Here is a 26506-nt window from a genome sequence, read left to right as displayed (position 1 = left end):
GACTCTCTCACTCGAACTTACGAAATACCTACACGGACATCGGCAGGCAGCGTAACCCTCGAAGATCGACTTCGGAACTCGGGCGCCGAATAGCGCGCGGGTCGTGGCGCCGGTAGTGGCAAGAAGGTCCACCGTGAGGCAGGCTGGGCAAATGCCTTTCACCGGTTCGACGTCCACTCCCAGCCAAGCGGCCGCTCTTCGTTTGTCGGCCCTCCTTCTCGGCGCCGGCACCATGCATTTCGTGGCGCCTTCCTTCTTCGACAGCACCGTTCCCCGCCAGCTTCCCGGACAGGCCCGCACCTACACCCAGGTGTCCGGCGTCGCGGAACTGGCGATCGGCGCTGCCTTGGCCGTGCCGAAGACCCGCAAGCTCGGCGCGGGCCTTGCCGCCGCGCTCTTTGTCGCCGTGTTCCCCGCCAACATCCAGATGGCGATCGACTGGTGCCGAAGCCCGAAGACGTCCACACCGCAGAAGATCGGTTCGATCGCACGTCTTCCCCTGCAGGTTCCGCTGGTGACCGAAGCACTCAAGGCTCGTCGAAACGCAAGCTAATCTTGCGCGCCTGCCGTTCGGATGAGGCGAGCGAGAGCCTCACCGTCCGGCAGGTTCTCGGGTGCGATGGTGCGACCCGATCGAACGTAGTGAAACGCCGCCCGCACCTTGTCGGCCGGAAACTGTTCGTTGCGCCCCGCCGAACGGGCTCTGGCCGACATCAATTCGGCCCAGGCCACCCGATACGCGGCCAACTGCATCACAACAGCGTCCTCGTTAGCGGCCGACGGTTCGGCACCGGTCTTCCAGTCGATCACCGTCCATCCGCCGTCGGGATCGGCGAACACAGCGTCGATCCGACCGCGGAGAACCGTTCCGGCAATGGATGTTTCGAAAGGAACTTCCACTTCGATCGGGCTGCGATTGGCCCACGGGGACCGCAGGAACGCATCCTGAAGTTTCACCAGATCGGTCTCGGGACCCGCGCCGGTATCCGCGGCGCCGGGTAGTTCGTCGAGATCCAACAGTCGGGTCGCACCGAACCTTCGCTCGATCCAGGCGTGAAAAGCCGTGCCGCGCCGAGCGAGCGGGTTCGGTGGGTACGGCAGTGGTCTACGCAGCCGTGCCGCGAGTTCATCCGGATCTGCCTTGAGGTCGACGAGCTGAGTCACCGAAAGCTGCGCCGGGAGAATCACTTCGGCACGCGCGTTTGCCCGGGCTTCGCGCTCGGCCAAGAGCACGTCGACGTCCGAGGCCCAGTTCTCCGGATCGTCCTCCGGTTCTTCCGCCTCTTGGCTGTCTTGCGGCAGCGAAGCAAGTGCGGACAGGACGCTTGCGGCTCCGGCCTCGACCGCGCCGCGCCGCGCACCCAGCGGATCCGGCGGCCACTGCGCCGTACGGGGCGTGGCGGCCAACGGGTTCTCGGTGTCAGGTTCCGGTGCAGGCGCCCACTCCTCCACGACGCCGATCGCACCGCGCGAGTCTTCCTCATCGGCATCGTTTTCGGCCGCGACCATCTGATGCAGCTCGTCCAGGAACTCCGAAGGCCCCTTCGGTTCCGAACCGGATTCCGCCCAGTGATGCGCCGAGATGAACAGCGCCCGTTCGGTTCTGGTCAGCGCGACGTAGAACAGTCGCCGGTCCTCGTCCAGTCGACGGTTGGACAAGGCCTTCTTGTGCGCCGTGATCGCGTTCTCGAGGTCCTTGCGGTTGTAGAGCTCCTCGAGGTCGAGCACCGGAACTCCGTCGGCCGAATCCGCGTCGACGGCCCGGTCCCCACGCAACGACGGTGGCAGTTCGGCGAGCGCCCCGAGCCACGATCCGGACGCGGTGGTCGAGGGGAACACCCCGTCGCTGACATGCGGGATCGCCACTACTTCCCATTCGAGCCCCTTCGCCGAGTGCACGGTCAAGATCTGCACGCGATCCGGCGCCACCTCCACTTCGCCCGGGGTGAGGCCCTTTTCGATCTGTTCGGCGGCCGCGAAGAATGCGAGCATCCCGGGCAGATTGGCTGTTGGACGCGTCGCGTAATTGGCGACGACGTCGGCAAATGCGTCGAGATGCTCGCGGCCCGCGGTCCCGACGACACCGACTCGGGTTCGCGCGCCTGCCTCGATTCCGATACCGAGCACCCGCTCGACCTCCGCCACCAGTTCGGTGAGCGGCTGGCCGATACGTTCGCGCAACGACGCCAACTCTGCCGCTATCGCGTTGATGCGTGTGTACCCGAGAGCTGAATAACGTTCTGCCGGGCCTGGATCGGAGATCGAATCGACCAATCCTGCTTGCTCGGCGTTCTCCCCCGGCAGCGCGTCCTGAACTGCCGAGGTGAGCGCCTCGGCGTCCGTGACCGCACCCGCTGTTCCGTATCCGGCGGAGATGGCAAGTTCGCGGGAGCGTTGCGAGAGTGCGGCGAGGTCCTTCGCGCCGATCTGCCATCTCGCTCCGGTGAGCAGCCGAACGGCGGCGCTGCCCGCCAGCGGATCGGCGACCACTCGGAGCATGGCGATCACGTCCGCCACCTCGGGTGTGTGCAGGAGCCCACCGAGTCCGACCACTTCGACTGGCAGACCTTTGGACCGCAAAGCCTCGGCCAGCGGGGCAGCATCGGCGTTGCGGCGGATCAACACCGCTGCCGTGGGCGTCGGGCGGTCTTCGGCACGTGCCGCCTCATATTCTTCGGCGATCTTCTCCGCAACCCACTGACGTTCCTGTTCGACGTCTCCGAGCAGCGCCAGTCGAACGTCTCCGGCGACGGCTCCCGGCCGCGCACGAAGTGTGCTGACGGCCACACCGCGTCGGCGCAACGGTGCCGACGACAGGTTTGCCAGTTCGAGAGCCTCCGGCGGGTTACGCCAACTGGTGAGCAGTTCGAGCGTCGGAGCCGGCTTTCCGTTGGCAAGCGGGAAGTCGGTTGCAAACCGTGGCAGGTTGGCCGCCGACGCGCCTCGCCAACCGTAGATCGACTGCATCGGATCGCCGACGGCTGTCAGCGCCAACCGGCCGTCGGCTCCCCCGCCGAACAACGAGGACAACAACACTCGCTGAGCGTGACCGGTGTCCTGGTACTCGTCGAGCAGAACTACCCGAAAGCGCTCACGCTCGGTTTGCCCGACCTCGGGATGTTCGGAGGCGACACGGGCCGACAGCGACATCTGGCTGCCGAAATCCAATGCGCCTTCACGCCGCAGCGTCTCACCCAGCCGGGCAACGAGGGGCAGTAGCTCGATGCGTTTGTGTTGCACATCAAGGTAATTCAACAGCTCTTTGCTCGGCCCACCCCGCTGTTTCGGACCGGCGGGCAGAGTGTGAATCAGCTTGTCCAACTCGGTGTGAGCCTCGAGCAACTGCTCGGGGTCGACCAGGTGCTCCGCCAACTGACCGGCAAGGGCCAGAACGGTTTCGGTGATGGACCCCGGATTCTTGTCGGTGTCCAGATCACTGTCCCAGCCGCTCACGACGCGGTGCGCAACCTGCCACAGTTCGGTCTCGGACAACAGCGTCGCCGAGGGTTCGATCGGCAACAGCAGTCCGTGCTCGGACAGCAACCGTCCCGCGTAAGCATGGTAGGTACTGACTTCGGGTTCCCCGGCCAGAATCCGGGAACGCACTCCGCCGGTCGGGTCGAGTGCCCGCAGAACGTCCGAACCCGCCAGTCGCGCCAAGCGCTTGCGGATTCGCGACGTGAGCTGTTGTGCCGCTTTGCGCGTGAAGGTCAATCCGAGAACGGCCTCGGGATCGACGAAGCCGTTGGCCACCAGCCACACGACGCGAGCAGCCATCGTCTCGGTCTTACCGGCACCGGCACCGGCGACGACCAATGTCGGACCGAGCGGTGCGGCGATGACAGCCGCCTGTTCCGGCGTCGGCGGGTGTTGACCGAGCGCGACCGCCAGGTCGACAGGATCGATCTTCGGTCGGCGTGCCTTCTGCGTCGCGGCAGCCACTTAGTTACTCACCTGTCGTCCCTCGTCGTGTGCCGGGCAACTCGAGCGCACCGGGCAATGTCTACATCCGTCGTTGACCCTGGCCAGATACTGCGGCCCTTGTGTCGCTGCCGCTGCGTTGTGGATGACGTCTCGCCACATCTCGACGGCTTCGGCCGTCAGCGGCGGCTGAACTCGCTGCGCCGCACCGTCTTTCTTGTTGGACTTGGCCACGAATACCAGGCGTGCACCGCCGGGTTGTGTGGCCGGTTCGCCGGCAATCGCACCTTCGGCCGCTGCGACCTGGTACGCCGCCAACTGCGCGTGAGATTGCGCGGCCTCGTTGCTGACAGGGTTTCGCGCAGTCTTGACGTCGACAACCACCGGACGGCCTTCGGTGTCGCGCTCGAGCCGGTCGATCCGGCCACGAAGCTTGACCGCAGGCGCTCCCTCCTCACGTGGTTCGAGGACCCCCTCGACCGCGACCTCGACGCCGACTTCGGTCAGTTCGCCGCGAGTTGCGTTCATCCAGGCGGTGAACGTCGCCAGCATCTCCCGAGTTCGATTGAGTTCGCGGCGCGAGTACCACTGCGATCCCAGATCGATGGATTCCCAGGCATTTTCGAGTGCCTTCTCGACCTGATCCGGTGGAATCCGGCCGGCCAATGCCTGCACCAAGGTATGGACCAGCGTACCGGCGATCGCATGAGTGTTGTCTCCGTCGCTGCCGCCATGACGCTCGAACACCCATCGGAGAGGGCATGTTTCGAGAAGCTCGATGGTGGACGGCGATAGTGAAACCGGTCCGTCCTCGGGCTGCCACATGGGAGCAGCGGTACTCGGCTCGGCTGTGCCGTACCACTGATCCGGGTGCGCGCCGCGTACCCCGGCAGCAGCCAGACGTGCCAACTGGCGAGCGGCCCGGGAATGCTTCTCGGGGTCGAAATGCGCGATGTCGGGATCACACACGACGCTGCGAAGCTGTGCGACCAGTGCAGGCAGCGACAGAACCCGGGTATCCCCGGTCTCGGGTGCAACGACGTCGAGATCGGAGGACGGATCGTCCGAGTACGCGTCACCACGGATCAATTCGTCCACGAACCGCGAAGGCACCAAGTCGGTGTCCCCCGAAGCCGATTCGACTGCGGTGATCAGCAGACGGCGACGAGCACGGCTACAGGCAACCAGGAACAACCTGCGTTCTTCGGCCAGAAGCGGTGCGGTTCGCGAGAGTCGTTCGGCAGCCGAGTCACTGCCGTCGGAGACTCCGTTGACCAGGTCGATCAGCGCTTCGGTACGCAGTAGCGATCCGCGTGCCCGCAAACTCGGCCAGAGCCCCTCCTGCACACCCGCCACCGCCACGACCGCCCATTCGCGACCCGCCGCGGCGTGAGCGCTGACCACGGTGACGGCGTCGGGAGTGATGACCGACCGGCTCCGCGAGTCGGTCGGTATCTCCTGGCTGGTCAAGTAGTCGACGAAACCGGCGAGTTGCGAACGCGGCAACCGGTCGACGTAGTTGGCGGCCGCGTCGAAAAGTGCGACGACTGCGTCGAGGTCTCGATCGGCCTGTGAGCCGATAGGTCCGCCGCGCGCCGACGCAGCCGCCCAGCGTCGTTCCAGCCCCGTCGCCTGCCATGCTGCCCACAGAACTTCTTCGACCCCGAGACCTCGCTCGAGAGGCACTCGGGCCTTGCGAAGGACCGACAGCACGCGATTGAGTGCCGCAGCTTCGACGTCTGTCAACTTGCCCATGAGGCGCTTGGACTGCGCACGATCCTCGTCGATCAGAATGAGCCGCAACAACTCCGAGGAGTCCCGATCACTTCCCGATGCCAACTCGACCCGGCGCAGGCCACGACGCAACCGGCGCAGGGTGACCGGCTCGGCGCCGCCGATGGGACCGGCCATCAGGGCAAGCGCGTCGTCGCCGGTGAACTGATCGCCGCCGAGCGCCCGAAGGACCAGCAGCAGGCCGGACACTCCGTGTTGCCTGGCCAGCGGCAATTCGGTGGCAGCGGTCGTGACGGGTACCCCGGCCGCGAGCAGGGCTCGCCGGAGAGGGGCGAGAGTGCGCGGGACCGACCGAACGATGACGGCCATGTCGGACCAAGCAATCCCGTCCAGCAGATGCGCCCGGCGCAAGGTATCTGCGACGACTGCCGCTTCTTTGGCCGTCGTACCGAGAACCCGCACCGACGCCCGCCCCGGGTCCTCATCGGTGAGATCGGATGGAACCGCGATGCGATGAGCGAGGTTGCCGGGCAGCCGCGCAGCGATCTTCGCCGCGATCGACGCGACGTCGGCGTTGTTGCGAAACGTGGTGGGCAGGACGATCTGGCGCTCGTCTCCGCGCTCGGCGAGTCCGAGTAGGAACGCCGAATCCGCACCGCGGAACCCGAAGACCGACTGATCGGGATCACCGGCGATGACCGTGCCCGCAGTTGCGGTTCCGATCAGCCGAACCAGTTGCGCCGCCTGCGGATCCAGATGTTGTGCGTCGTCGACGAGTAGGTGCCGGATCCGAGCGCGCTCGGAGCGAAGCAATTCGGGATCGGTGGCGAACGCGGTCAATGCCGCACCGATCAACTCGGCCGCGTCGAGCGCCGGCGCCGTCGCCTCCGGAGCCTCGACACCGACACTGCCGCGCAGCAGCACGCCTTGCTCGTAGGCCTCGGCGAACCGCCCGGCCGCCACCCACTCCGGACGTCCACGCTTCTTGCCGAGCTTGACCAGATCTTCGGGGCCGAGTCCGCGCTCGTTCGCTCGCAACATCAGATCTCGAAGTTCGACGGCAAAGCCGTTCAAACCCAATGCGGGTCGCAGGCGCTCCGGCCACCGGAGCGCACCGTCTTCTATGTCGCCGCGCAACATCTCTCGGAGCACCGAGTCCTGCTCGGCGCCGGTGATCAGGCGTGGCGGCGCGTTGCCGTGCGCTGCGGCTTGAAGCCGGAGTACGGCAAAGGCGTACGAGTGAACGGTGCGGACCAACGGCTCACGAGTTGCCTGCGGTCCGCGTTCTTGTTCGTACCCGAGCAACCCGGCCGTGATCTGCTCGCGGACCTGCGTCGCTGCCCGGCGCGACTGGGTGAGCACCAGGACCGATTCAGGATCTTCGCCACCGGAGATCTTCTGCACTGCCAGATCCACCAGAAGGGACGTCTTGCCGGTTCCGGGGCTGCCGAGTACCTGCCAGGGACTCCAGGCGGCCCCCGAGCCGAATGAAACAGGGCCGAACGCGAGTTGGAACGGATCCTCGGACGGCGGCGCGAACAGCCGGGCCGTCCCTTCGTCCCACGTTCGGGGTATCGGAGACGGCGCAGTTCGGTGCACCAACCGCGCCCGCGGAATGGTGACCTTGCTGCGTGTTGCCGTCTCACTCACCCAGGCATTCCACCAGAGCGCACCGACAACTCACACATCGCCTGCATCCGGCATGATTGACCTCGTGTCTGCACTCCATACGTATCTCTACGGACCCGTCGGGGCACCGGAGATCCTTTCGCTGCACGGTCTGACCGGTCACGGCCGACGTTGGCAGTCGATGGCCGAGAACCAACTGCCCGAAGCGCGCTGGATCTCGCCGGATCTACGCGGTCACGGGCGTTCCACCTGGGCTCCTCCGTGGAACATCGAATCCCACGTGGCGAGCCTGCTGGAGACGCTCGACGAACATGCCACCGGACCGGTGGTGATCGTCGCGCATTCTTTCGGCGGAATGCTGGCGCTGCACCTCGCGGCCACCGCACCGGAACGCATTCGTGGGCTCGTCCTGCTCGACCCGGCGATCGGGTTGGATCCGACTTTCATGCAGGAAGTGGCCGAACTCACAATCGGCTCACCGGATTACACCGATGCGGCAGAGGCCTACTCCGAGAAGATTCACGGCTCGTGGGGTGAGGTTCCCACACAGGACCTCGACGTCGAGATGGCGGAACACCTGATCGAACTGGACAACGGACGCGTCAACTGGCGCCTGTCCACGCCCGCGATCGTGACCGGGTGGGGCGAACTCGCTCGCCCGATCGTGCTGCCTCCGTCGTCGATGCCCACCGTGCTGGTTCAGGCGATGAAGGTCCAACCGCCGTACGTCACCGACGAGTTCCGGGCAGCGCTCACCGAGCACCTCGGTGAAAATCTGACCGGTGTCGAATTCGACTGTGACCACATGGTCCCGCACGTGCGGGCCGACGAAGTCGCCGCCCTCGTTCGCAGCATGCTCTGAAGGAACCGACATGGCAGCCACCACCGAAGAGCAGATCGAAGAGGTACGGCGCCTCATCGCGTCGATTCCGGCCGGTTTCGTGGCGACGTACGGCGATATCGCTGATGCTGCAGGACTTTCCAGTGCTCGCACGGTCGGTTGGATCATGCGAACGGACTCTGCCGACCTGCCGTGGCATCGGGTTCTCGGCGCCTCCGGCAAACCGTCGGCGCACCTGGCTCATCGTCAGATCGCCAAGCTCGAACTCGAAGGCGTGCCGATCAAGGACGGTCGGATCGACCTGAAGAAAGCTCGGTATCACTTCTGATTCACGTGTCACCGGTCGTCGTGACGCGGGCGATGGGGCAGCATGGAGGTATGACCGTCACGCCGCCGACCGCCGCCCTCATTCTGGCGGGTGGTCGCGGGACCCGAATGGGTGGTGTCGACAAACCCGGCCTGCTCGTTCACGGCCGCAGGCTCCTCGACATCGCGCTTTCAGCGACGGCGCATCTGGACGCCGTCGTCGTGGTCGGTCCACATCGCCCTGAACTTGATCCTGGCATCACTCAAACTCAGGAAACTCCGGCCGGAGCCGGCCCTGTCGAGGCGATCTGGGCCGGATTGTCTGCGACCCGGTTACCCGACGACGCCGTGGTGGTGGTCCTGGCGTCCGATCTGCCGCACATCGAGGCCGTATCAGTCGACGCTTTGATAGCTGCCACGTCGACGGACAGTCCGGTGACGTGTGCCGTGGACGAGAACAACCGAACCCAATTCCTGCTCTCCGCGTGGACATTTCGCGAGCTCCGGCAACGCCTGTCCACATTGCGGGAGAGTTCGGGGTTGGAGAATCAACCTATGAAAGCGATTGTCACCGAACCGTTCTCGACGCTGCGTGTCACTGGCACCACTGACTGCGACACACCGGCGGACATCGACCGCGCGCGAAACCATCCGCGCCTGACGATCGAGCAAGCCCGCGCCGCCGTCAGGAACTCACTGACAGCATTGTCACCACACCGGGCCGCCCTCGCCGACAGTCTCGGAGCAACGCTCGCGCAGCCTCTCGTCGCCCTGGGTGATCTTCCTCGATCCGATGTCTCGGCGATGGACGGGTACGCCGTCTCCGGCGAGGGTCCCTGGCGAATCCGCACCGAGATCCGTATCGCGGGCGCCGACGGGCAACTCGAACTCGGTGAAGGCGAAGCGATTCGCATTGCCACGGGAGCACACCTGCCCCTCGGCGCCACCTCGGTGATTCGTGACGAGTATCTGTCCGTCGACGAGCCATCTCGGATGGTACGGAGACTGCCGGATGCGCCGCACCGCAACGACGCTCGACCACGAGGGGAAGATTGGACCACCGGATTCACGATCGCCCCGACTGGTACCGCGGTGACTCCGGCGGTGGTCTCCGCAGCTGCCAGCGGTGAAGTGTTCGACGCCCTCGTCCGTGGTCCGGTACGGGCACGCGTGACAGTCACCGGCGACGAGATCCGGCGGACCGGTCCACTGCGTGAAGGTCAGACCCGCGACTCCGTCGGTGGGATTCTCCCCTACCTATTGGAAAGCAACGGCGTACGGTGCGTGGCGAATTCGCACCTGAGGGACACGGCCGACAGTTTCGAGCGTGTACTGGCGGATGCGACTGAACAGGACCTGCTTGTTGTCATTGGTGCGACGGGCGGCGGCGCTGCCGACGAAATGCGCAGTGCGCTCGATCGACTCGGCGCTCGCACGATTGTCGGGCGAGTCGCCTCGCGCCCGGGCGGATCTCAGATAACGGCTGTCCTGCCCAGTGGTCGGGTGGTTCTCGGCCTCCCCGGCAACCCGTACGCCGCAGTGACCACCCTGTTGACGATGCTGCCCACCGTCGTGGCCGCCTTGACGGGAAGCGACACACCACCGCCACTGCTCGGCATCATCGAGAACGCCGCTGCGGTGACTTCCGATGCGGTACGCCTACTGCCGGTCACACAATCCGCCGACGGTCGCTGGCGCGCCGAACCGTCTGTACGTACCGCACACCTGGCGGGGTTGATCGGGCGCTCCGCGTTTGCACTCGTTCCGCCACACGCGGAAGACGGTGCCGTCGCCGAAGTGGTTGTCCTCCCACGCTGATCGGGTCAGTCGTTTGGGCGCCTACGCCGGTCGACCCCGACCACGCCGACCACTGTCGCAAGCACCAGCGAATACACGCCCCACAGCACTAAGAACGGCAGCAACCAGCCGGCATCAACGGTCTGACCGCGCGGTCCGACGCAGTACAGCGTGAAATTGGTGGACGTACCGTCGCCGTCGGAAAAGGTATCCGAGACGACCATCGCGCTCGATGTGGGAGCTTCACAGAAAATCGGCGCCAAATGAGCGACCTGTCCTGGCCAGATCACCGAAGACAGTAGTGCAGCAAAGATTCCCACGACCACGATCACCACTACGGAGATCACCAACGGAGCGATACGGCGGCTCACAGCGGGTGCACCAGGAAGGGAGTTCCGTCAGGCTCGAAGACCACCAGCGCCCGCGAGCGTGGAGATTCCACCATCACGGATGCGCGAATCGCCTCGGTGCGACTGACCGAGATCCCGGTGACTTCGCCGTCGTCGACACCGCTGTTCTCCAGCGCGTCGTCGACCAACTTCTCGAGGTTCGTCAATGCCGGCACTTGATCCAGCGTGAACGATCGTGCATCGAGATCGTCGGTGACACTGACTTGCACGGGGCTCGGCTCGCCGAGAATGACTCCGTCGAAAGAGAATCTGTCGAGCTGGGTCGGCTTCCCGGGGTCTCGAACGGTGACTCCGAGCGTCTCGATCGGGCTGATGTCGATGCTGGTCACCGATACCGCGTCGACGCCGTATCTATGTGCGAGGCTGTCGAACCCGCCTCGCACCAACTCCGACGTCATCCCACCGCCACGTTCGCGCATCTGATTGTCGAAATCCATCCGATCGACGGCACCGATACATCCGCTCAGACTCGTGGCCGCCAAAGCGATGGCTACCGTCCACAGCGCCGACCGCACCTGCGAGGACGCGAATTTCATGAGCGGAGCGTACCGCGAGTGTCCGGTTCCATCCCGGTGGACTGCGCGTCGCACGAATTACTGTCGGCGACTCGTGGGATCATCGCGCCATGAATCGTGTCGACGAAGGATTCGAACCGCCGGACGCATTGGTCGAGTGGTGCCGCTCCCGCACCTTTCCACTGCACGTCCTCGACGACGAAGCCACCGTCGACCTGGATTGGTGGAACGCACACCTGAAGGACGCCGGCCACACCATCAGCCTTCGCGGGCGTGATCTCGACGGCAAAGTGATCACCGAAGGTCGAGCCATCGTTCAACGCAACGACCTTCGCCCGTCGAGCGATCTCGTTGTCGCCCAGCACGACGGCCTCGGACTACTGTTTCTCTGCGCGGCCTGGCAGGGCTCGCACGAGAGCCGACGTTTCACACGGCGGTTCCCCAACGTCTTCAATCCCCATCACCGCGAGGACGAGGATCCGCTGACCCAGATCACAGCCATTCTCGATCACTGCTCGAAAAACAAGTCGATGCCCGTCGTGCGGCGCGACACCTGGTCCGGGTGGCCACTCACCCCCGGTGTCGGGGTATCGCTGATGGCCGCTTTCATGTGGGCAGTGGGCGTACAGGACGAAGGCCGACGCGCTCAGATGATCGACCAGTACGGAGTCTCGACGCTCATCCACGAGGGCTGGCTCGAGGATCCTTCCGTCACCGGCTTCACGACGCGTCGCTACCGCCGGTACTGCGAACTTCTCGACAGCTGGGCCTATGCCGCCGGCACCCAACCCGAGATCGTCGAGATGTGGTTGGTGAAAAGGTGGAGTGCGCGGTTGGCCCAAGCACGCAACGACGTGAGCGCCCCCACCCTGTTCTAACTCTCAGAACGGCTGTATCTCAGAACGGCTGCATCTCAGAACGGCTGCATCTCAGAACGGCCAGGCAGGGAGAGTCGGCAGCCCCACCCTCGTCGGCCTCCCGACCAACCAGGCCAAGGTCTCCGCGTCGGACAGCGACGGCACTCGTACACCCGGGACCGCCGTCTCGAGTGCGCCCAACTGACTGGCGAGAGTGAATTCCACGAACTCGGCAGGCCAGTCGTGGCAGGTGTAACCGATGTCGAGGTCCATCAGGTGAATCTCGATCTCGTTCCAGCGCAGGATCGGTAGATCGAATGCCGTCACAGGTTTGCGCCACGGCACCGGTGTGTCCAGTCGATCTGTCGGGATCTCGCACAACGCGTCGACCAGCCTCGTTCCCGAGAAGCGGTAGTCGAGGGCCAACAATTCAGCCGGGCGATCTGCGCCCTCTTCGATTGCAGCATTGCGCGCATCCGGCCCCCCTGGATACATCTCCCCCGATTCGCCGCCCTGCACGCCGGCAACAAATCTGCCCAGCGCGTCGGCGTTGCGCGACATGTGCGTCACGACGTGTCCCCGACTCCACCCGGGGAGCCCGGAGGGCTCCCGCGCCTGCTCTTCGGTCAGTGCACCGATGAGAGCCTGTGCCTTGACGTCGGATTCACGAACTGCTGCGACCAGGTCGGCATACGTCGGCGTTACGGAGTGAGACGTCATGCAGCGATACTAGTTCCCTTCGCGCACTCTCATACCGATTCACGACAAGGTCCACCACTCCCGGATCGACGCCGAGCGGTTCGGTCACACCATCGGCTCCTGCAGCGTGCAACCTTTCGTGGAACAGCCCGTGCGCGAGGAGGTACGAGGCGACAAAAACTCGCTTCGCGCCGCGAACGCGTGCTGCTGCAACAACATCGGCTACCTTCGGCTCCCCGGTCGCGATGTACCCGATGTCGACACGAGTCCCCGCCGCTTCGGCAAGCATCAGCGCAGCACGCTCGACGTCTCGCAGCGCCCGCGCATCGGAGGACCCGGCGGCAGCAAGCACTATCGCGTCACCCGGATTCCACCCCGCCTCGGTCAAGCGTCGGAGCAGCACGCGCGCAAGCGCCGGATCGGGTCCGAGTGCGGGCGTCACACTCACAGCCGAGTGCTCACTGAGCGTCACTTCGCGTCGAACATCGGTGTGAACGTGGTAGCCGGACGCCAGGAACGCCGGTACGAGAATCGCTCGCCCCGGAGTGTCCCGGAGGACTTCCGAAGGTGACGGACCGAGCACATCGACAAAGGCAACGCGCGTGCGTCCGACGCGCGTGCCGACGGCTTCGGCCAGGGCGGCAACCATTTCCACGCCACGTGCACTACGCGTGCCGTGAGCTACCAGTACGAGTACATCGTCATCGCGTTGCATAGTCACCGGGATTCTGTACGTAGTCGCCGGGGTCGAGGGCAAGTCGATAGCCCCGCTTGACCACCGTCTGAACGGCTTTGGGCGCACCGAGGCACGCGCGCAATCGGGCGACGGCGGTCTCGACGGCGTGGGTGTCGCCGCCGCCGCCGGGAAGAGAAGCCAGAAGTTCGTCGCGGGAGACGACTCGACCGGGACTCGCACCGAGAGTGCGGATCAACGACATCGCAGCCGGCGGCAATTGCTTCACTTCACCGTCCACGACTACGCAACCGCCGCGAATGCTGATTTCGTGTTCGCCGGCTTGAATCTTGTTGGCTCGCTGCGGGAGTTCGTCGACGATGTGTCTCGCGAGCGCGCCCAGACGTGCCCGCGCCGGGGCTGTGGTCGGTACATTCAAGGCTTCGAGCGGCGCCGAGGTGACCGGGCCGACGCACATGGCCGCCACCGGACCCCGCATCGCGTCGAGAATGTCTCCGAGATCCCCGGTCTTGTCGGCGCGCATCAACATCGAGGCTACGGCCGGTGCACTGGTGAAACTGACGGCGTCGATTCCGGCTGACGCTATGGCGTCGATCATCCGGTCGAGCAGCGTCGGATCCTCCGGCGGTTCCCATCGATAGACGGGCACCGCGATGACCTCGGCGCCGGCCTCGCGCAACACCTGACAGAAGTCGGGAATCGGCTCCCACTCGGTGGTCGCACCATGCAGTTGTACAGCGATCCGCTTTCCCGAGACACCTTCTGCCAGAAGATGTTCGAGCACCTCGGCGGAAGACTCGGATGCCGGTGACCATTCCTCACGAAGGTCGGCCGCGCGGATTGCTCCCTTGGCCTTCGGTCCTCGCGCGAGTAGACGAGCCGAACCGAGCGCAGAACCGAGACTTTCGGCTTCGCCCCATCCGTCGGCGGCTTCCAGCCAACCCCGGAATCCGATCCCGGTGGTGGCGACAACCACCTCGGGAGGATCCGAGATGATCTGCTGTGTCACCCTTTCGAGCTCACGGTCGTCGGCCAACGGAATGATTCGAATCGCCGGAGCGTGAACGACATCCGCTCCCCGACGAGTCAGCAAGGTCGCGAACTCCTCGGCGCGGCGCGAAGCAGTGATACCTACCGTGAATCCAGCCAACGGCATGTCGTCACTCACGAGACTGCATCGGAGACAGTCGAGCGAACGCCCTGCATCTGCAAGCTGTGTACCTGAACGACTCCAGCCCACACGCGAACGCCGTACACCGGCAGCGCAACCGACAAGTCGTCCAGCGCCCGGCCGTCGACCAGCGAGAACGCCTGCTTGAGCAGTGGCGAGACCACGATCGGTTCACCGTCCCGGTCGCCGACGAGTCCGCGAGACATCACCGCGGCGCGGCCGTACGGATCGAAGTTGCTGACAGCCCGGAGTGTGCCGTCCTCGAGTAGGAACAGTGCCACCTGCTCGCCGCCGCGAAGAAGCACGGCAACTCCGCGCCCAGGGATCAGATGGCTCAGCGGGCAGGCCGACGTCCATTCGAGTCGATCCGAATCCAGCTTGGCGATCTGCGCATCGATGACACTCATCGAAGTCCTCCTGTCGATCCGGCGACAACGTCGCGCGGGTTCTTGTCTACGTTTCTACGGATCCCGTGTTTCCCACGGGTTACGCGACTATTACCGGCGCGTGGGGATGCTCGGCATGCCCATCAGGACCGGAACCTTGCGCACTCCGGTCTCGTCGAACACAACCGTCGGGTCGGCTTCTTCCGGTGCGTTGACGAACGAGACGAACCTCGACAATTTCTCCGGATCACCCAGCACACCGGCCCATTCGTCCTGGTAACCCTCGACGTGCTTGGCCATCAGTGCCTCGAGTTCCTCGCCGATACCCAGGCTGTCTTCACAAATCACGGCCTTGAGGTGATCAAGTCCGCCTTCGAGTGATTCGACCCACGGCGCCGTGCGCTGGAGGCGATCGGCAGTACGGATGTAGAACATGAGGTAGCGGTCGATGTACTTGACCAAGGTCGCGTCGTCGAGGCCTCCGGCAAGCAACTGAGCGTGTTTGGGCGACTGTCCGCCGTTACCGCCCACATACAGATTCCAACCGTTCTCCGTCGCGATGACGCCGACGTCCTTGCCTCGCGCTTCGGCACATTCACGGGCGCAACCCGAGACGCCGAACTTGATCTTGTGCGGCGAACGCAGACCGCGGTAGCGATTCTCGAGGTCGACGGCCATACCCACCGAATCCTGGACACCGTAGCGGCACCAACTCGAACCGACGCAACTCTTGACCGTCCGGAGGGACTTGCCGTACGCCTGACCCGATTCCATCCCGGCGTCGACGAGGCGCTTCCAGATCGCGGGCAACTGTTCGACGCGGGCACCGAACAAGTCGATGCGCTGACCGCCGGTCACCTTCGTGTACAAGCCGAAGTCTCGCGCGACTTCTCCGATGACGATGAGTTGCTCACCCGTGACCTCGCCGCCCGGCATCCGAGGTACCACGGAGTACGTACCGTTCTTCTGGATGTTCGCGAGGAAGTGATCGTTGGTGTCCTGCAACGACGCCTGCTGGCGGTGCAGGATGTGATCGGAGTCCGTCGAGGCCAGAATCGAAGCGACTACGGGCTTGCAGATGTCGCAACCGGCGCCCTTGCCGTACTTGGCGATCAGCGCCGAGAAAGTTCTGGTCTGCGTCGACTGGACGATCTGGAACAACTCGGCCCGCGACTGCGCGAAATGTTCGCACAGTGCCTTCGACATCACGACGCCGGAATCGGCCAGCAGCTGCTTCACGGTGGGAAGGCAACCGCCACAAGTGGTTCCGGCGCTGGTGCACGCCTTCACAGAAGCGATGTCGCATGCGCCGGCTGCGATTGCACCGCAGATGGCTCCCTTCGTCACGGCGTTGCACGAGCACACCTCGGCGTCGTCGGGCAGCGAGCCTGCACCCGGCTTCTCCCCCGCAGGCGAGATCAATGTCGCCGGGTCACCGGGTAGTTCGCGACCGACCAGCGGGCGCAGCGACGCGTAGGCCGATGCGTCACCGACAAGAATGCCGCCGAGCAGGGTCTTCGCGTCGTCGGAGACCACGAGCTTTGCGTACGTCCCCTTGGACGCGTCGCTGAGGACGACTTCGAGGGCGCCCGGTGAGGTCGCCATCGCGTCACCGAAACTGGCGACGTCGACGCCCATGAGCTTGAGCTTGGTGGACATGTCCGCGCCCGGGAAATCCGCGGCGCCGCCGAGCAGACGATCGGCCACGATCTCGGCCGTCGTGTAACCGGGAGCGACCAGACCGTAGCAACGGCCTTCCACCGCAGCACATTCGCCGACTGCGTAGACGTTCTCGTCCGAAGTCACGCAGCCGAGGTCGGTCAGGATGCCACCGCGCTCCCCCACTGCGATCCCGGCGTCGCGGGCCAGCTGATCACGCGGACGTACTCCGGCGGAGAAGACGAGCAGCGCGGCGTCGATGGTGGAGCCGTCGGAGAGTTCGACCACGATTCCGTTGTCGGCCTGCGAAATTCCCGCCGTCCCGACACCGGTGTGGACAGTGAGCCCGAGTTCGGTGACGAGGCGAGCGAGCAGTGCGCCGCCACCCTCGTCGACCTGCATCGGCATCAATCGCGCATTGTGTTCGACGACGTGTGCCGTCATCCCCATGAGCGAGAGAGCATTTGCGGCCTCGAGTCCAAGCAAACCTCCGCCCACCACGACGCCGACAGCGCCAGGACCAGCCTTCTCAGCGGCGGCCCGGATACCGTCGAGGTCGTCGAGGGTGCGGTAGACAAAACTTCCGTCGCCGTCGTGCCCCGGTACGGGAGGCACGAACGGATACGAACCGGTCGCCATCACCAGAGCGTCGTAGGAGATCGTCTCGCCGGTTGTCGTCGTGACCGTGCGTGCATCTTTGTCGATCGAGAGCGCGCCTTCCCCCACTCGGAGATCGACCAGGCCGTCACCGACGTAATCGTTGCCGGCCAGTGCCAATTCCTTGGGGTCCCACGCTCCGACGTACGAGGACAGCCCGACTCGGTCGTACGCTGCGTACTGCTCGTCGCAGAGTACGGTCACCGACCAGTTGTTCGCTTCGTCGCGCGAACGCAGTGCCTCGACGAATCGGTGTCCGACCATTCCGTGTCCGATGACAACAACCGACTTGCTCATGACGCCTACTTCCTGAGGTACGAGATAGTTCTGAGATTCTGCGGACCGCTCACGCCGTGACTGCGACCTTCGCCTCGTCGACGTCTGTGGTCAGCGTCGACGGCTTGCGCAGGAAGACGAACCAGGTGACTGCGATGCAGGCGATGTAGAAGGCCAGGAACACCCAGAAGGCCATGGTCGCCGACTTCGCGGGGCTGCTGTACGACGCGCGCAGCACCAGGTTGATGCCGACGCCGCCCAAACCGCCTACCGCACCGGCAAATCCGATGAGAGCGCCGGAGATACTGCGCGACCACGTCGCCTTCTCGCTTCGATCCATGTGGTCGAAGCTCTGAGCCTTCGCCTCGAAGATCGCCGGGATCATCTTGTAAACGGATCCGTTTCCGATGCCGGAGAGCAGGAACAGAGCGATGAATCCGAGAACGAATGTCACCATGATTCCGGCGCTGGCGACGCCGGCGGTGTTGTCGTCCATCGTTCCGGCCGTCACGAGTATCGATGCCGCGAATGCCATGGCGACAAACGTCCACATGGTGATCTTGCCGCCGCCGATCCGGTCGGCCAGTTTGCCGCCGAGGGGGCGAGCGATCGAACCGAGGAGAGGGCCGATGAAGGCGATCTGTGCTGCATGCAGCGCGGCCGCGGCCGGAGTGGCACCGCCGGCGAGGAAGTTGATCTGCAGAACCTGACCGAAGGCGAAGCTGAATCCGATGAAGGAACCGAACGTACCGATGTACAGGAAGCTGATCACCCACGACTCGGAGAACCTGAGTGCCTTGGCCATGGAGCGCAGGTCCGACTTCTGGTTGCCCAGGTTGTCCATGAACAGCGCGGCACCGACGGCGGCGGCCGCAATGAACACGAGATAGACGGCGCAGACGATCCACGGAGCGCGGTTACCGACGGTGGCGATCACCAGCAGACCGATCAGCTGAATCATCGGCACACCGATGTTGCCGCCGCCGGCATTGAGACCGAGCGCCCACCCCTTGAGGCGTTGCGGGTAGAAGGCATTGATGTTGGTCATCGACGACGCGAAGTTGCCGCCGCCGATACCTGCAGTGGCCGCTACCAACATGAACGTGGTGTACGACGCACCCGGGTTCATCATCAGGTAGAGCGTGAGAAGTGTTGGCACGAAGAGGAACAGCGCACTCATGACGGTCCAGTTACGACCGCCGAACCGTGCGGTGGCAACCGTGTAGGGAATACGGAGGACCGACCCGACAAGTGTGGGCACTGCGACGAGGAAGAACTTTCCGGCCGCGTCGATGCCGTAGATATCCGTCGGCATGAACAACACCATCACGGACCAGATCGACCAGATCGAGAAGCCGACGTGTTCGGCTACCACTGACCAGATCAGGTTCCGCTTCGCGATGTCCTTGCCGCCGGATTCCCAGGCGTCGACGTCCTCTGCATCCCAATGCTCGATGTAATGACTCACCAGGGCCTCCTGAATATGTTGGAGACCCAAAGGTAGAAAACGGTTATTGCGCCGGTGCTGCGTGCGATGACCGCGAAGTCAATTGATCCTCACCCGGTAACAAGACCGGGTGTGAGCTAGTTTTTCGCAGGTGCGTGCCAGGAATCCTCGAGCATCCGAGGCTTGCATGCCTGGTAGGCGCCCATGAGCACCACGATCACCGCGACGACGAGCAGGCCGAACGGCGCAGCGTATCCACCGGACACGTCGTGAAAAACGCCGAACAGGAGCGGACCGAGGCAGGCAACGGAGTAGCCGATCCCCTGGGTGAAGCCGGACAGTGCCGAGGAACCGATGTGCGAACGAGTACGCAGGTTGATCAGTGTGAGCGACATCGGGAACGTGCTCGGACCGAGGCCCAGGACGACAACCCACACGACCGGCGCCGCCATCGGGGCAAAGTACAGCCCGCCCATGCCGACCAGGTAGCAGACGGCACACGCGATCACGACAGGGAAGGGATTGGCCATGCGGGCGCACAGCGTCGGTGCACCGAACGCTGCGACGAGCCCGATCACCGAGAACATTCCGACCATCGTTCCGCCGAAGGCATCACTGGCTCCGGCGTCACGAAGGATCGACGGAATCCACGTGAACATCGCATACGTGATCAGTGAGGTCATGCCGAACATGCCGGCCATCCCCCAGGCCACGGGAGAACGCCAGACCTGACCGCGTGGCTGTTCTGCCACTGCCGCAACCGAATCCGATGCATTCTCGACGGACCTGGCTTCGTTCGCGCGAGCCTTGCGCGAGCGAGCGAGGGTGATCAACCACGGCACGGCTGCGGCGAAGCCGAAGGCGGACCACCAGCCGATCGAGAACCGCCACCCGAAGGCGTCGGCGACCGGGACTGCGACAAACGCCGGAACGATGGTGCCGATCTGCACGGCCACGATGTAGACCGAACTCATGGTGGCGAGGCGATCCGAGAAGTACCGCTTGACCAACGGCGGGATCACGACATTGCCGATTCCCATGCCTGCCAGTGCCAGAGCCGAGAGGGCCAGCAACGACCATGTCTGAGACATCATGGCGCGCAACAACATTCCGACGCCGGCCATGAGCATCGCAACGAGGGCCGTTCGCTCGAGCCCGATACGTTTCGCGATGGCGGGAGTGATGAGACCGAAGACGGCGAACATTGCGGTCGGAACCATGCCGAAGACACCGACGATCGAGGCGGAGAAGCCGATCTCGTCGCGAATCTCGGCCGCCAAGGGCGAGAACGAGGTCACCGCAAGTCGAAGTACTAGCGCAGACATCGCAATCGCAGCGAAGACGAGCACACGGCCTTGTACCAACGAGCGGGTTTCGGTTCTCTCCAGTTGAGCAGTCACCGGGAAATCATAGGATGACCGGACGAACTCGCACAAGCGCGGTAATCTAACGTCACATTCACACCACTTACCCGGACCCGAGGAAACAACCACGTGCAACCCGTTCGACGCGCAAGTCTCATCTCGCAGGTCACCGAACAACTCCGCAACGAGATCCGGAGCGGAACCTGGCCGATCGGTTCCAAAATCCCCACCGAACCGGAACTGTCGGAGCTGACCGGGACCGGTCGCAATACCGTGCGCGAGGCGGTCCAGGCGCTCGTACACGCCGGAATGCTGGAACGTCGTCAGGGATCGGGCACCTACGTCGTTGCTGTCTCCGACCTCGGTGGCACTCTCGGCAACTACTTTGCCGGTGCCCACCAGCGGGATGTACTCGAACTTCGGCGCGCACTCGACATCACTGCAGCCACCCTCGCCGCCGCACGGCGAACCGAAGACGACATCGCCGAACTGACGCGGCTACTCGAGCTTCGCACCGCGTCATGGGAGGGTCAGGACGTCGACGCCGCCACCACCGCGGACGTCGCCCTGCACCGAGCAATCGTCGCGGCCAGCCACAACGAGGTCTACCTGGAGTTCTACGACTCCCTGCTCCCGGTCATCGAGACCACGATCCAACAACACATCGACGCGACCGGCGAGGGATTCCACGCGCAGCACGCGAACCTCGTCAACGCTGTCGTCGACGGGAACACCGTGGCCGCCTCGAACGCCGCACGCGAGTTGTTCGAGGGCCTGGTCTCGGACTTCGGTACCGGCGCCCCGATCTAGAGCAGCAAGCGCACGATGTCGGACGTACGGGCCAACCCCGGGAACGCGTCCGCCGTCGAGCGAGGATGCAGAACATGAACCGCCAAGCGGAACATCACCGCACGTAGAAGCATCTGCGGCCACTCGGGGAGATCTTCCCACCGGCCGACCAGTGCCTCGTCGGCACCGCCCCACGAGATCGCGTCGACCACAGCGACGGCGGCGGCCCACGCAGCCGGCCGCCAATACGGCGTGATGTCGGTGATTCCGGGCGCCATACTGCCCGAGAACAGCACTGTCCCGAACAGATCGCCGTGCACGAGCTGGTCCGGGCTCTGCACCGGCTTACGCAAAGTAGCGAGCCCGGCGATCAGTTCCAGACTCTTGCGACCGTCAGGAGTGGGCGTCTCGAGTTGCTCGACGCCCTTCGCGATCCTCAGCGGAACCGTTTCCCATGCCGCGCGATCAGCGGCGACGAATACGTCGACCTCGGCCCACGGCGGCACGGGCGGTTGCGCAAGGAAGCGCGGGCGCTCGAGCGAGGCCGTCGCCGCATGCAGTCGGCAGGACATCGAGACCACTTCGTCGTGACGTGGTTCCGGCGATCCGACGATGAAGGTGTCGGCACGCCAGCCCGAGACGACGTAACGACCGTCGGTCGAACGCACCGGTCGAGCCAGCCGAACGCCGTCGACTTCGAGGTTCTCTCGCACCTTCGCCGACCACGCTGCGCGGGCATGATCCGCGACTGCTGAAAGGACGACGTCTCCACACAGCCACCCGCCGTCCCAATCCGCACCGAGTGGGATGGGATCGACTTCACGGAGGCCGAAGGTGGAGCACACGTGCTGGGGAGGTTGGCCTGTGCTCACACCCCAACGCTACCGGTGCGCGGCGCCGCCTCCCGCGAGGCGCGCCTAGTAGACCGGCAGACTCGCATCCACCTGGTTCGCCCAGGCGATCGCGCCGCCTTGAACGTGGACCGCGTCGGAGAAACCGGCGTTCTTGAGAAATGCCAATGCCTCGGCGGAACGAATGCCGGTTTTGCAGTACAGCACTATCTGCTTGTTCTGCGGCAACGTCGCCAGAGCTTCACCGGACAGGATGCGGTCCTTCGGGATCAGCACGGCCCCCGGCAGATGCATGATGTCCCATTCAACCGGTTCTCGTACGTCGACCAGCTCGATCGACCGTCCCTCACCGATCATGGCCTCCAGTTCGGGCGCCGTGATCGTCGAACCGACAGCAGCGGCACTCGCCTCTTCGGACACGACACCGCAGAACGCGTCGTAGTCGATCAAGGCGGTGACCGGCACGCGGGTCGGATCACGCTGAAGGCGGATCGTCCGGAACGTCATCGCAAGTGCGTCGTAGATCATCAGGCGTCCGAGAAGCGGTTCGCCGATCCCCGTGATGAGCTTGACCGCCTCGGTCGCCATGATCGAACCGACGGTCGCGGGCAGGACTCCGAGCACACCACCCTCGGCGCACGAGGGAACCATGCCTGGCGGCGGCGCCTCCGGGTAAAGATCGCGATAGTTCAGTCCCGCGCCGTCCGGGGCGTCTTCCCAGAAGACCGAGACCTGCCCTTCGAAGCGGTAGATCGAGCCCCACACGTACGGCTTTCCCGCGATGACGGCAGCATCGTTGACGAGGTACCGCGTCGCGAAGTTGTCCGTACCGTCCAGGATCAGGTCGTACTCGGAGAACAGTTCGACCGCGTTGGAGTTGTCCAGGCGGAACTCGTGCAACCGGACGTCGACGTGCTCGTTGATTTCGAGAATCGACTCCTTCGCACTGAGCGCCTTCGGGCGTCCGACGTCGGAGCGTCCGTGAATCACCTGACGCTGCAGGTTCGACATGTCGACCTCGTCGAACTCGACGATCCCGATGGTGCCCACTCCTGCGGCCGCGAGGTAGAGCAGTGCCGGTGAACCCAATCCACCGGCGCCGATGAACAGGACTCGTGCATTCTTGAGCCGCTTCTGACCGGTCATGCCTACGTTCGGGATGATCAGGTGCCGGCTGTATCGGGCAACTTCCTCCCGGCTCAACTCGGCTGCCGGCTCCACCAGTGGTGGCAATACGACGGGTGTTGCAGACACCGCGAAACACTCCTAGTTCAAGACGAGATCAGGGATTCTCGATCCGGTCACGCTCGGGGGTACGGCCACGGATTGAAGCGGCACGTGAGTCCGTTCATCGGAACGACGCCCTCGGGATCAAGCCTAGCGATGTCGTTGTTCGCGGTTCCGAAGGTCTGCTGCATCATGATCGGTGCGAGTCCGCCTTCGGTCTCGCACGGCTGATGAGCGGCGTATCCGATGGCATGGCCGACCTCGTGATTGATCTGATACTGCCGATACGAGCCGATGTCGCCCTGGAACGAAATGGCGCCTCGCACCCATCGCGGTTCGTTGAGCAGGACTCGGTCCATGCTCGGGTTGTAGCAGGATCCTTCGAGTTCGATTTCGTATCCACAGCCTTCGCGGATCGTCATCTGTGAGGTCAAGGAGATCCGGAAGTCCGGCTCGCCGGCGTCGACGCGCCGGAACGCGACCTTGGGATCGTTGGTCCAACTCTTCGGATTGGCCAGTGTCTGGTCGACCATGCGTCCGTACGATTCGTCTCCGCCGAAGCCGGTCGTGTCGACGCCGTCCTCGATCTCGACCGTGTACGTGAACTCGCGTTCGGTTCCCTGTCCGACCTTGCCCGTCGTACCTGGTACGACGTGCCACGTTCCACCCCCCGCGACGGTGAACGGACCACCGTCGGGAAGGGCACCGGACGGTATCGACGAGGCAAAAGTTCCGTCTCCGGCCGGTGGGGCACCGATGACGTCGGTTCCGTCGGTGCTGTGCGCGAGGTCGGCGGTGGCCGACGTCTTGCTCGCGGAGTCTGTGGCGTCCGGCCGTACCGCATCGACGATCACAAGAATGGTGAGCACCACGAGAACCGGAATCGCGTAGGCCCGCCAACCGTAGGTCGAGACGAAGCGCCCGAGCTTGCTCTGCTTTCGCGCTGCCCGGTCCGGTCGCGGATTACGCGGGGTTCGGCCCACTTCTCGTTTGGTCGGATCCCATTGGGCGCGCAAAGGCTGATGGGAGGAAATGCCGCGATAGTCGCGTTCGCCGTAGGCACGATCATCCGGCACCTCCGGCCGACGTTCGTCGCGAGGCGCTCCAGTTCCGCTACGCATTCGACGTTCCTCACGTTCAGGGTTCTGCGTAGTTCGTCCACGCATGCGCGGTCCCCCTGGGTCAGTCACGTCGTCCAGAATCTCACACACGGCAAGTCGCTCGCCCGGGCTGACCGAAACTTGCTGGTCCTGGCGTGTCATGGCAGCCCGTCCTGTAACGAGAAAGACCGCTGGTCTCGCTCACCGAGGCACGCGCGACTCGCCCGGGCGACACACGGTATCGTTCATTCGGCTACGACCGGTGTGACGGAGGATACTGGCGGGTACGCACACGCGACTCGCGGATCCGCGCGCCGACCGAATTACTTTTGCTCAGATTGGAAGCGACATGACAGAACTCGCGGATCGGACTGACTCCGATCGCGGTACAACGGCTGGCAAGCCTGCCGGAACACGTCGCAGCACCCGCCTCCCCCGCGATGCGCGCCGCCTCCAGCTCCTCGCAGCTGCAAGTGAGGTATTCGTTGCGAACGGGTACCACTCGGCCGGCATGGACGAGATCGCCGAATGTGCCGGTGTCAGCAAGCCAGTTCTGTACCAACATTTCCCAGGCAAACTCGAACTGTACGTCGCAGTCCTGCAGAGTTACGTCGACAGCCTCATCTCGGGTGTACGCCAGGCCCTGCGATCGACGACGGACAACAAACAGCGTGTCCGCGCCGCGGTCCAGGCGTTCTTCGACTTCGTCGACAACGACTCCCAGGGCTTCCGCCTGGTGTTCGAGTCCGACATCATGGGCGAACCTCAGGTCCAGACACGCGTCGAACAAGCCACCGAAGCCTGCGTCGACGCCGTGTTCGACCTGGTGAGTCAGGATTCCGGACTCGATCCGTACCGCGCGCGCATCCTTGCGGTCGGTCTTGTCGGTGCCAGCCAGTTCACTGCGCGGTACTGGCTCGAGGCCGCGCGGCCGATCCCGAAGGAAGAAGCCGTGGAAATCACCGTGACCCTCGCGTGGGGCGGTCTCTCACACGTGCCGCTGCAAGCCGAAACGAAGTAACCGGAACCCGAACGAGAATGGGCGGGCAGTCTCACGACTGCCCGCCCATTCTGCTGTTACAGCTACGCGTCAGACGGTAGGCGCGAATCCGACCTTGCGGATATCGGACGGACCGATCTCCACGTACGCCACACGAGAAGCCTGCACCAGGAACTTGCGGCCCTTGTCGTCGACGAGAGCCAGAACCGGCTCGCGGCCACCGAGGACAGCCGCGACCAGTGTCTCGACCTCGTCAGGGGTCTGTTCGCTGTTGACGATGAGCTCACGCGGGCTGTCGATTACACCGATCTTGACCTCCACGGTCAACCTCCGAACTGTTCGTGAATTACATCCGTTGTCGACGCAAGGCTAATGCAGCAACGACCGCCCACGCTCCTCTGCACGCTGTGCCCAGAGCGAACAGGCACCTAGACGAGTCCGAGAATCGCCATCCGCTCGGCATGCTTTGCCTGCATGCCGTCGAACAACGCGACAACTCCGTTGAGGTCGCCGGAGGCGGAGATCACCAGATCGGTGAGATCTTCACGCTGCGCCAGCACGAACTGTGCCTGCGTGATTGCTTCGCCCAGAAGACGGCGTCCCCACAGCATCAACCGGTCCTTGGCGCGAGTACTGGCCTCCACTGCTGCCTTCACCTCGAGCACCACGAACTCCGAGTGGCCCGTCTGGGACAGCACGTCCTCGACGATTTCCGCGACATCCGCCGGGAGGGAGTGCCCGATCTCGCGATAGAAGTCGGCAGCGATTCCGTCGCCGACGTACGCCTTCACGAGCGATTCCAGCCACGTCGACGGTGTCGTCGACGCGTGGTAGTTGTCGAGAGCTCGAACGAACGGGTCCATGACGGCGAAGATCTCGTGGCCACGTTCCGTCAACGCCGTTTCCAGAGTCTCGAAGTGGTCCATCTCGGCGGCGGCCATGCTGGCGAACGCCACCTTGCCTCGCAGGTCCGGTGCCATTTGTGCGTCCTCCGCCAAACGGTAGAACGCCGAAATCTCGCCATACGCGAGAACGGCAAACAAATCGATCACGCCAGGGTGATCGGAAGCGACTCGGCCTCCGGTTCCAGCGTCCGTCGAAGCATCAAGATCGTGTGCGCCCATGACTACGAACTGTAGTGCTTCGACGGCCGACGCGACCGGCAAGGACCGCATG

At 64.4% G+C, this 26506-nt stretch carries 23 protein-coding genes; 7 read left to right on the top strand and 16 right to left on the bottom strand.

Annotation, left to right across the window (positions count from 1 at the left end; translation table 11 throughout):
• The first annotated feature begins 151 nt into the window (after positions 1-151).
• A complete protein-coding gene (locus tag BH682_RS10970; protein ID WP_003942341.1) occupies positions 152-553 on the top strand; it encodes a DoxX family protein in 402 nt (133 codons plus the stop codon).
• On the opposite strand, the gene BH682_RS10965 is transcribed toward BH682_RS10970, so the two are convergent.
• Positions 550-3942, bottom strand: a complete 3393-nt coding sequence (locus tag BH682_RS10965; protein ID WP_065352233.1) for an ATP-dependent helicase — start codon at positions 3940-3942, stop codon at positions 550-552. The two genes, BH682_RS10970 and BH682_RS10965, sit on opposite strands and share 4 nt — an antisense overlap.
• Positions 3943-7305, bottom strand: a complete 3363-nt coding sequence (locus BH682_RS10960; RefSeq protein ID WP_050654904.1) for an ATP-dependent helicase — start codon at positions 7303-7305, stop codon at positions 3943-3945.
• Between the two features lie 52 nt (positions 7306-7357).
• On the opposite strand from BH682_RS10960, the gene BH682_RS10955 reads away from it, so the two are divergent.
• From BH682_RS10955 to BH682_RS10945, 3 genes are read left to right on the top strand one after another with little or no spacing between them, the layout of a single operon-like run.
• Positions 7358-8146 carry an alpha/beta hydrolase gene (locus BH682_RS10955; RefSeq protein ID WP_054187621.1) on the top strand — a complete coding sequence of 263 codons (789 nt, stop codon included), beginning with the start codon at positions 7358-7360 and terminating at the stop codon, positions 8144-8146.
• Positions 8147-8156: 10 nt separating this feature from the next.
• A complete protein-coding gene (locus BH682_RS10950; RefSeq protein ID WP_003942322.1) occupies positions 8157-8453 on the top strand; it encodes an MGMT family protein in 297 nt (98 codons plus the stop codon).
• 50 nt (positions 8454-8503) lie between these two features.
• Positions 8504-10249: an NTP transferase domain-containing protein gene (locus tag BH682_RS10945; protein WP_065352892.1), complete on the top strand. Its 1746-nt coding sequence runs from the start codon at positions 8504-8506 to the stop codon at positions 10247-10249.
• Positions 10250-10254: 5 nt separating this feature from the next.
• On the opposite strand, the gene BH682_RS10940 is transcribed toward BH682_RS10945, so the two are convergent.
• Together BH682_RS10940 and BH682_RS10935 are read right to left on the bottom strand one after the other, a co-directional pair.
• The gene (locus BH682_RS10940; RefSeq protein WP_075832872.1) at positions 10255-10599 is read right to left on the bottom strand and encodes a hypothetical protein; all 345 of its coding nucleotides are present in this window, start codon (positions 10597-10599) and stop codon (positions 10255-10257) included.
• A complete protein-coding gene (locus BH682_RS10935) occupies positions 10596-11174 on the bottom strand; it encodes a hypothetical protein (RefSeq protein ID WP_042922177.1) in 579 nt (192 codons plus the stop codon). Before BH682_RS10935 ends, BH682_RS10940 begins: the two co-directional genes overlap by 4 nt.
• Positions 11175-11263: 89 nt before the next feature.
• Between BH682_RS10935 and BH682_RS10930 the strand changes: the two genes are divergently transcribed.
• Positions 11264-12031 (top strand): 8-oxoguanine DNA glycosylase OGG fold protein, encoded by a 768-nt coding sequence (locus tag BH682_RS10930; RefSeq protein ID WP_003942311.1) that lies wholly within the window; start codon positions 11264-11266, stop codon positions 12029-12031.
• Between the two features lie 51 nt (positions 12032-12082).
• Here BH682_RS10930 and BH682_RS10925 read toward each other — a convergent pair whose 3' ends face one another.
• The 7 genes from BH682_RS10925 to BH682_RS10895 all read right to left on the bottom strand — a co-directional run bounded on the left by BH682_RS10925 (position 12083) and on the right by BH682_RS10895 (position 20399).
• A complete protein-coding gene (locus BH682_RS10925) occupies positions 12083-12730 on the bottom strand; it encodes a maleylpyruvate isomerase family mycothiol-dependent enzyme (protein ID WP_007731241.1) in 648 nt (215 codons plus the stop codon).
• The gene (locus BH682_RS10920; protein ID WP_007731240.1) at positions 12675-13424 is read right to left on the bottom strand and encodes a sirohydrochlorin chelatase; all 750 of its coding nucleotides are present in this window, start codon (positions 13422-13424) and stop codon (positions 12675-12677) included. Before BH682_RS10920 ends, BH682_RS10925 begins: the two co-directional genes overlap by 56 nt.
• Positions 13411-14571, bottom strand: coding sequence for a uroporphyrinogen-III synthase (locus BH682_RS10915; protein WP_007731238.1), 1161 nt, complete (start codon positions 14569-14571; stop codon positions 13411-13413). Before BH682_RS10915 ends, BH682_RS10920 begins: the two co-directional genes overlap by 14 nt.
• A complete protein-coding gene (gene nirD, locus BH682_RS10910; protein ID WP_007731236.1) occupies positions 14568-14981 on the bottom strand; it encodes a nitrite reductase small subunit NirD in 414 nt (137 codons plus the stop codon). Before nirD ends, BH682_RS10915 begins: the two co-directional genes overlap by 4 nt.
• A gap of 90 nt (positions 14982-15071) precedes the next feature.
• Positions 15072-17573, bottom strand: a complete 2502-nt coding sequence (gene nirB, locus BH682_RS10905) for a nitrite reductase large subunit NirB (RefSeq protein ID WP_075832870.1) — start codon at positions 17571-17573, stop codon at positions 15072-15074.
• A gap of 49 nt (positions 17574-17622) precedes the next feature.
• On the bottom strand, positions 17623-19023 hold the full coding sequence (locus BH682_RS10900) for an MFS transporter (protein WP_085998905.1): 1401 nt from the start codon (positions 19021-19023) through the stop codon (positions 17623-17625).
• Positions 19024-19136: 113 nt separating this feature from the next.
• Positions 19137-20399, bottom strand: a complete 1263-nt coding sequence (locus tag BH682_RS10895; RefSeq protein WP_075832868.1) for an MFS transporter — start codon at positions 20397-20399, stop codon at positions 19137-19139.
• A gap of 93 nt (positions 20400-20492) precedes the next feature.
• Between BH682_RS10895 and BH682_RS10890 the strand changes: the two genes are divergently transcribed.
• Positions 20493-21173, top strand: a complete 681-nt coding sequence (locus BH682_RS10890; RefSeq protein WP_075832866.1) for a FadR/GntR family transcriptional regulator — start codon at positions 20493-20495, stop codon at positions 21171-21173.
• Here the strand turns inward: BH682_RS10890 and BH682_RS10885 are convergent.
• The 3 genes from BH682_RS10885 to BH682_RS10875 are packed head-to-tail and all read right to left on the bottom strand — an operon-like array spanning position 21170 to position 24351.
• A complete protein-coding gene (locus BH682_RS10885) occupies positions 21170-22024 on the bottom strand; it encodes a TIGR02569 family protein (RefSeq protein ID WP_007731227.1) in 855 nt (284 codons plus the stop codon). The two genes, BH682_RS10890 and BH682_RS10885, sit on opposite strands and share 4 nt — an antisense overlap.
• 45 nt (positions 22025-22069) lie before the next feature.
• Positions 22070-23257: an adenylyltransferase/sulfurtransferase MoeZ gene (moeZ, locus tag BH682_RS10880; protein WP_003942292.1), complete on the bottom strand. Its 1188-nt coding sequence runs from the start codon at positions 23255-23257 to the stop codon at positions 22070-22072.
• 47 nt (positions 23258-23304) lie between these two features.
• A complete protein-coding gene (locus tag BH682_RS10875; protein ID WP_007731223.1) occupies positions 23305-24351 on the bottom strand; it encodes a DUF3152 domain-containing protein in 1047 nt (348 codons plus the stop codon).
• A gap of 328 nt (positions 24352-24679) precedes the next feature.
• On the opposite strand from BH682_RS10875, the gene BH682_RS10870 reads away from it, so the two are divergent.
• The gene (locus tag BH682_RS10870; protein WP_003942309.1) at positions 24680-25351 is read left to right on the top strand and encodes a TetR/AcrR family transcriptional regulator; all 672 of its coding nucleotides are present in this window, start codon (positions 24680-24682) and stop codon (positions 25349-25351) included.
• Between the two features lie 69 nt (positions 25352-25420).
• On the opposite strand, the gene BH682_RS10865 is transcribed toward BH682_RS10870, so the two are convergent.
• Both BH682_RS10865 and BH682_RS10860 read right to left on the bottom strand, forming a co-directional pair.
• Positions 25421-25651 (bottom strand): DUF3107 domain-containing protein, encoded by a 231-nt coding sequence (locus BH682_RS10865; RefSeq protein WP_003942312.1) that lies wholly within the window; start codon positions 25649-25651, stop codon positions 25421-25423.
• 107 nt (positions 25652-25758) lie between these two features.
• The gene (locus BH682_RS10860; protein WP_029255047.1) at positions 25759-26454 is read right to left on the bottom strand and encodes a ferritin-like fold-containing protein; all 696 of its coding nucleotides are present in this window, start codon (positions 26452-26454) and stop codon (positions 25759-25761) included.
• Positions 26455-26506: the final 52 nt, after the last annotated feature.

It is taken from the genome of Rhodococcus sp. YL-1 (assembly GCF_001942025.1).
GTDB classification, from domain to species: domain Bacteria; phylum Actinomycetota; class Actinomycetes; order Mycobacteriales; family Mycobacteriaceae; genus Rhodococcus_F; species Rhodococcus_F qingshengii.
Note: the sequence above shows the minus strand (reverse complement) of the source record. Positions and strands in the feature narration are given on the sequence as shown.

What these genes read in the sequence shown, in the direction of transcription:
- BH682_RS10860 (WP_029255047.1), bottom strand. Translation starts at nt 26,454, where the DNA reads ATGGGCGCACACGATCTTGATGCTTCGACGGACGCTGGAACCGGAGGC.
- BH682_RS10925 (WP_007731241.1), bottom strand. Translation starts at nt 12,730, where the DNA reads ATGACGTCTCACTCCGTAACGCCGACGTATGCCGACCTGGTCGCAGCA.
- nirD (WP_007731236.1), bottom strand. Translation starts at nt 14,981, where the DNA reads ATGAGTGTCATCGATGCGCAGATCGCCAAGCTGGATTCGGATCGACTC.
- BH682_RS10955 (WP_054187621.1), top strand. Translation starts at nt 7,358, where the DNA reads ATGATTGACCTCGTGTCTGCACTCCATACGTATCTCTACGGACCCGTC.
- BH682_RS10935 (WP_042922177.1), bottom strand. Translation starts at nt 11,174, where the DNA reads ATGAAATTCGCGTCCTCGCAGGTGCGGTCGGCGCTGTGGACGGTAGCC.
- BH682_RS10970 (WP_003942341.1), top strand. Translation starts at nt 152, where the DNA reads ATGCCTTTCACCGGTTCGACGTCCACTCCCAGCCAAGCGGCCGCTCTT.
- BH682_RS10870 (WP_003942309.1), top strand. Translation starts at nt 24,680, where the DNA reads ATGACAGAACTCGCGGATCGGACTGACTCCGATCGCGGTACAACGGCT.
- BH682_RS10930 (WP_003942311.1), top strand. Translation starts at nt 11,264, where the DNA reads ATGAATCGTGTCGACGAAGGATTCGAACCGCCGGACGCATTGGTCGAG.
- nirB (WP_075832870.1), bottom strand. Translation starts at nt 17,573, where the DNA reads ATGAGCAAGTCGGTTGTTGTCATCGGACACGGAATGGTCGGACACCGA.
- BH682_RS10920 (WP_007731240.1), bottom strand. Translation starts at nt 13,424, where the DNA reads ATGCAACGCGATGACGATGTACTCGTACTGGTAGCTCACGGCACGCGT.
- BH682_RS10950 (WP_003942322.1), top strand. Translation starts at nt 8,157, where the DNA reads ATGGCAGCCACCACCGAAGAGCAGATCGAAGAGGTACGGCGCCTCATC.
- BH682_RS10945 (WP_065352892.1), top strand. Translation starts at nt 8,504, where the DNA reads ATGACCGTCACGCCGCCGACCGCCGCCCTCATTCTGGCGGGTGGTCGC.
- BH682_RS10875 (WP_007731223.1), bottom strand. Translation starts at nt 24,351, where the DNA reads ATGCGTAGCGGAACTGGAGCGCCTCGCGACGAACGTCGGCCGGAGGTG.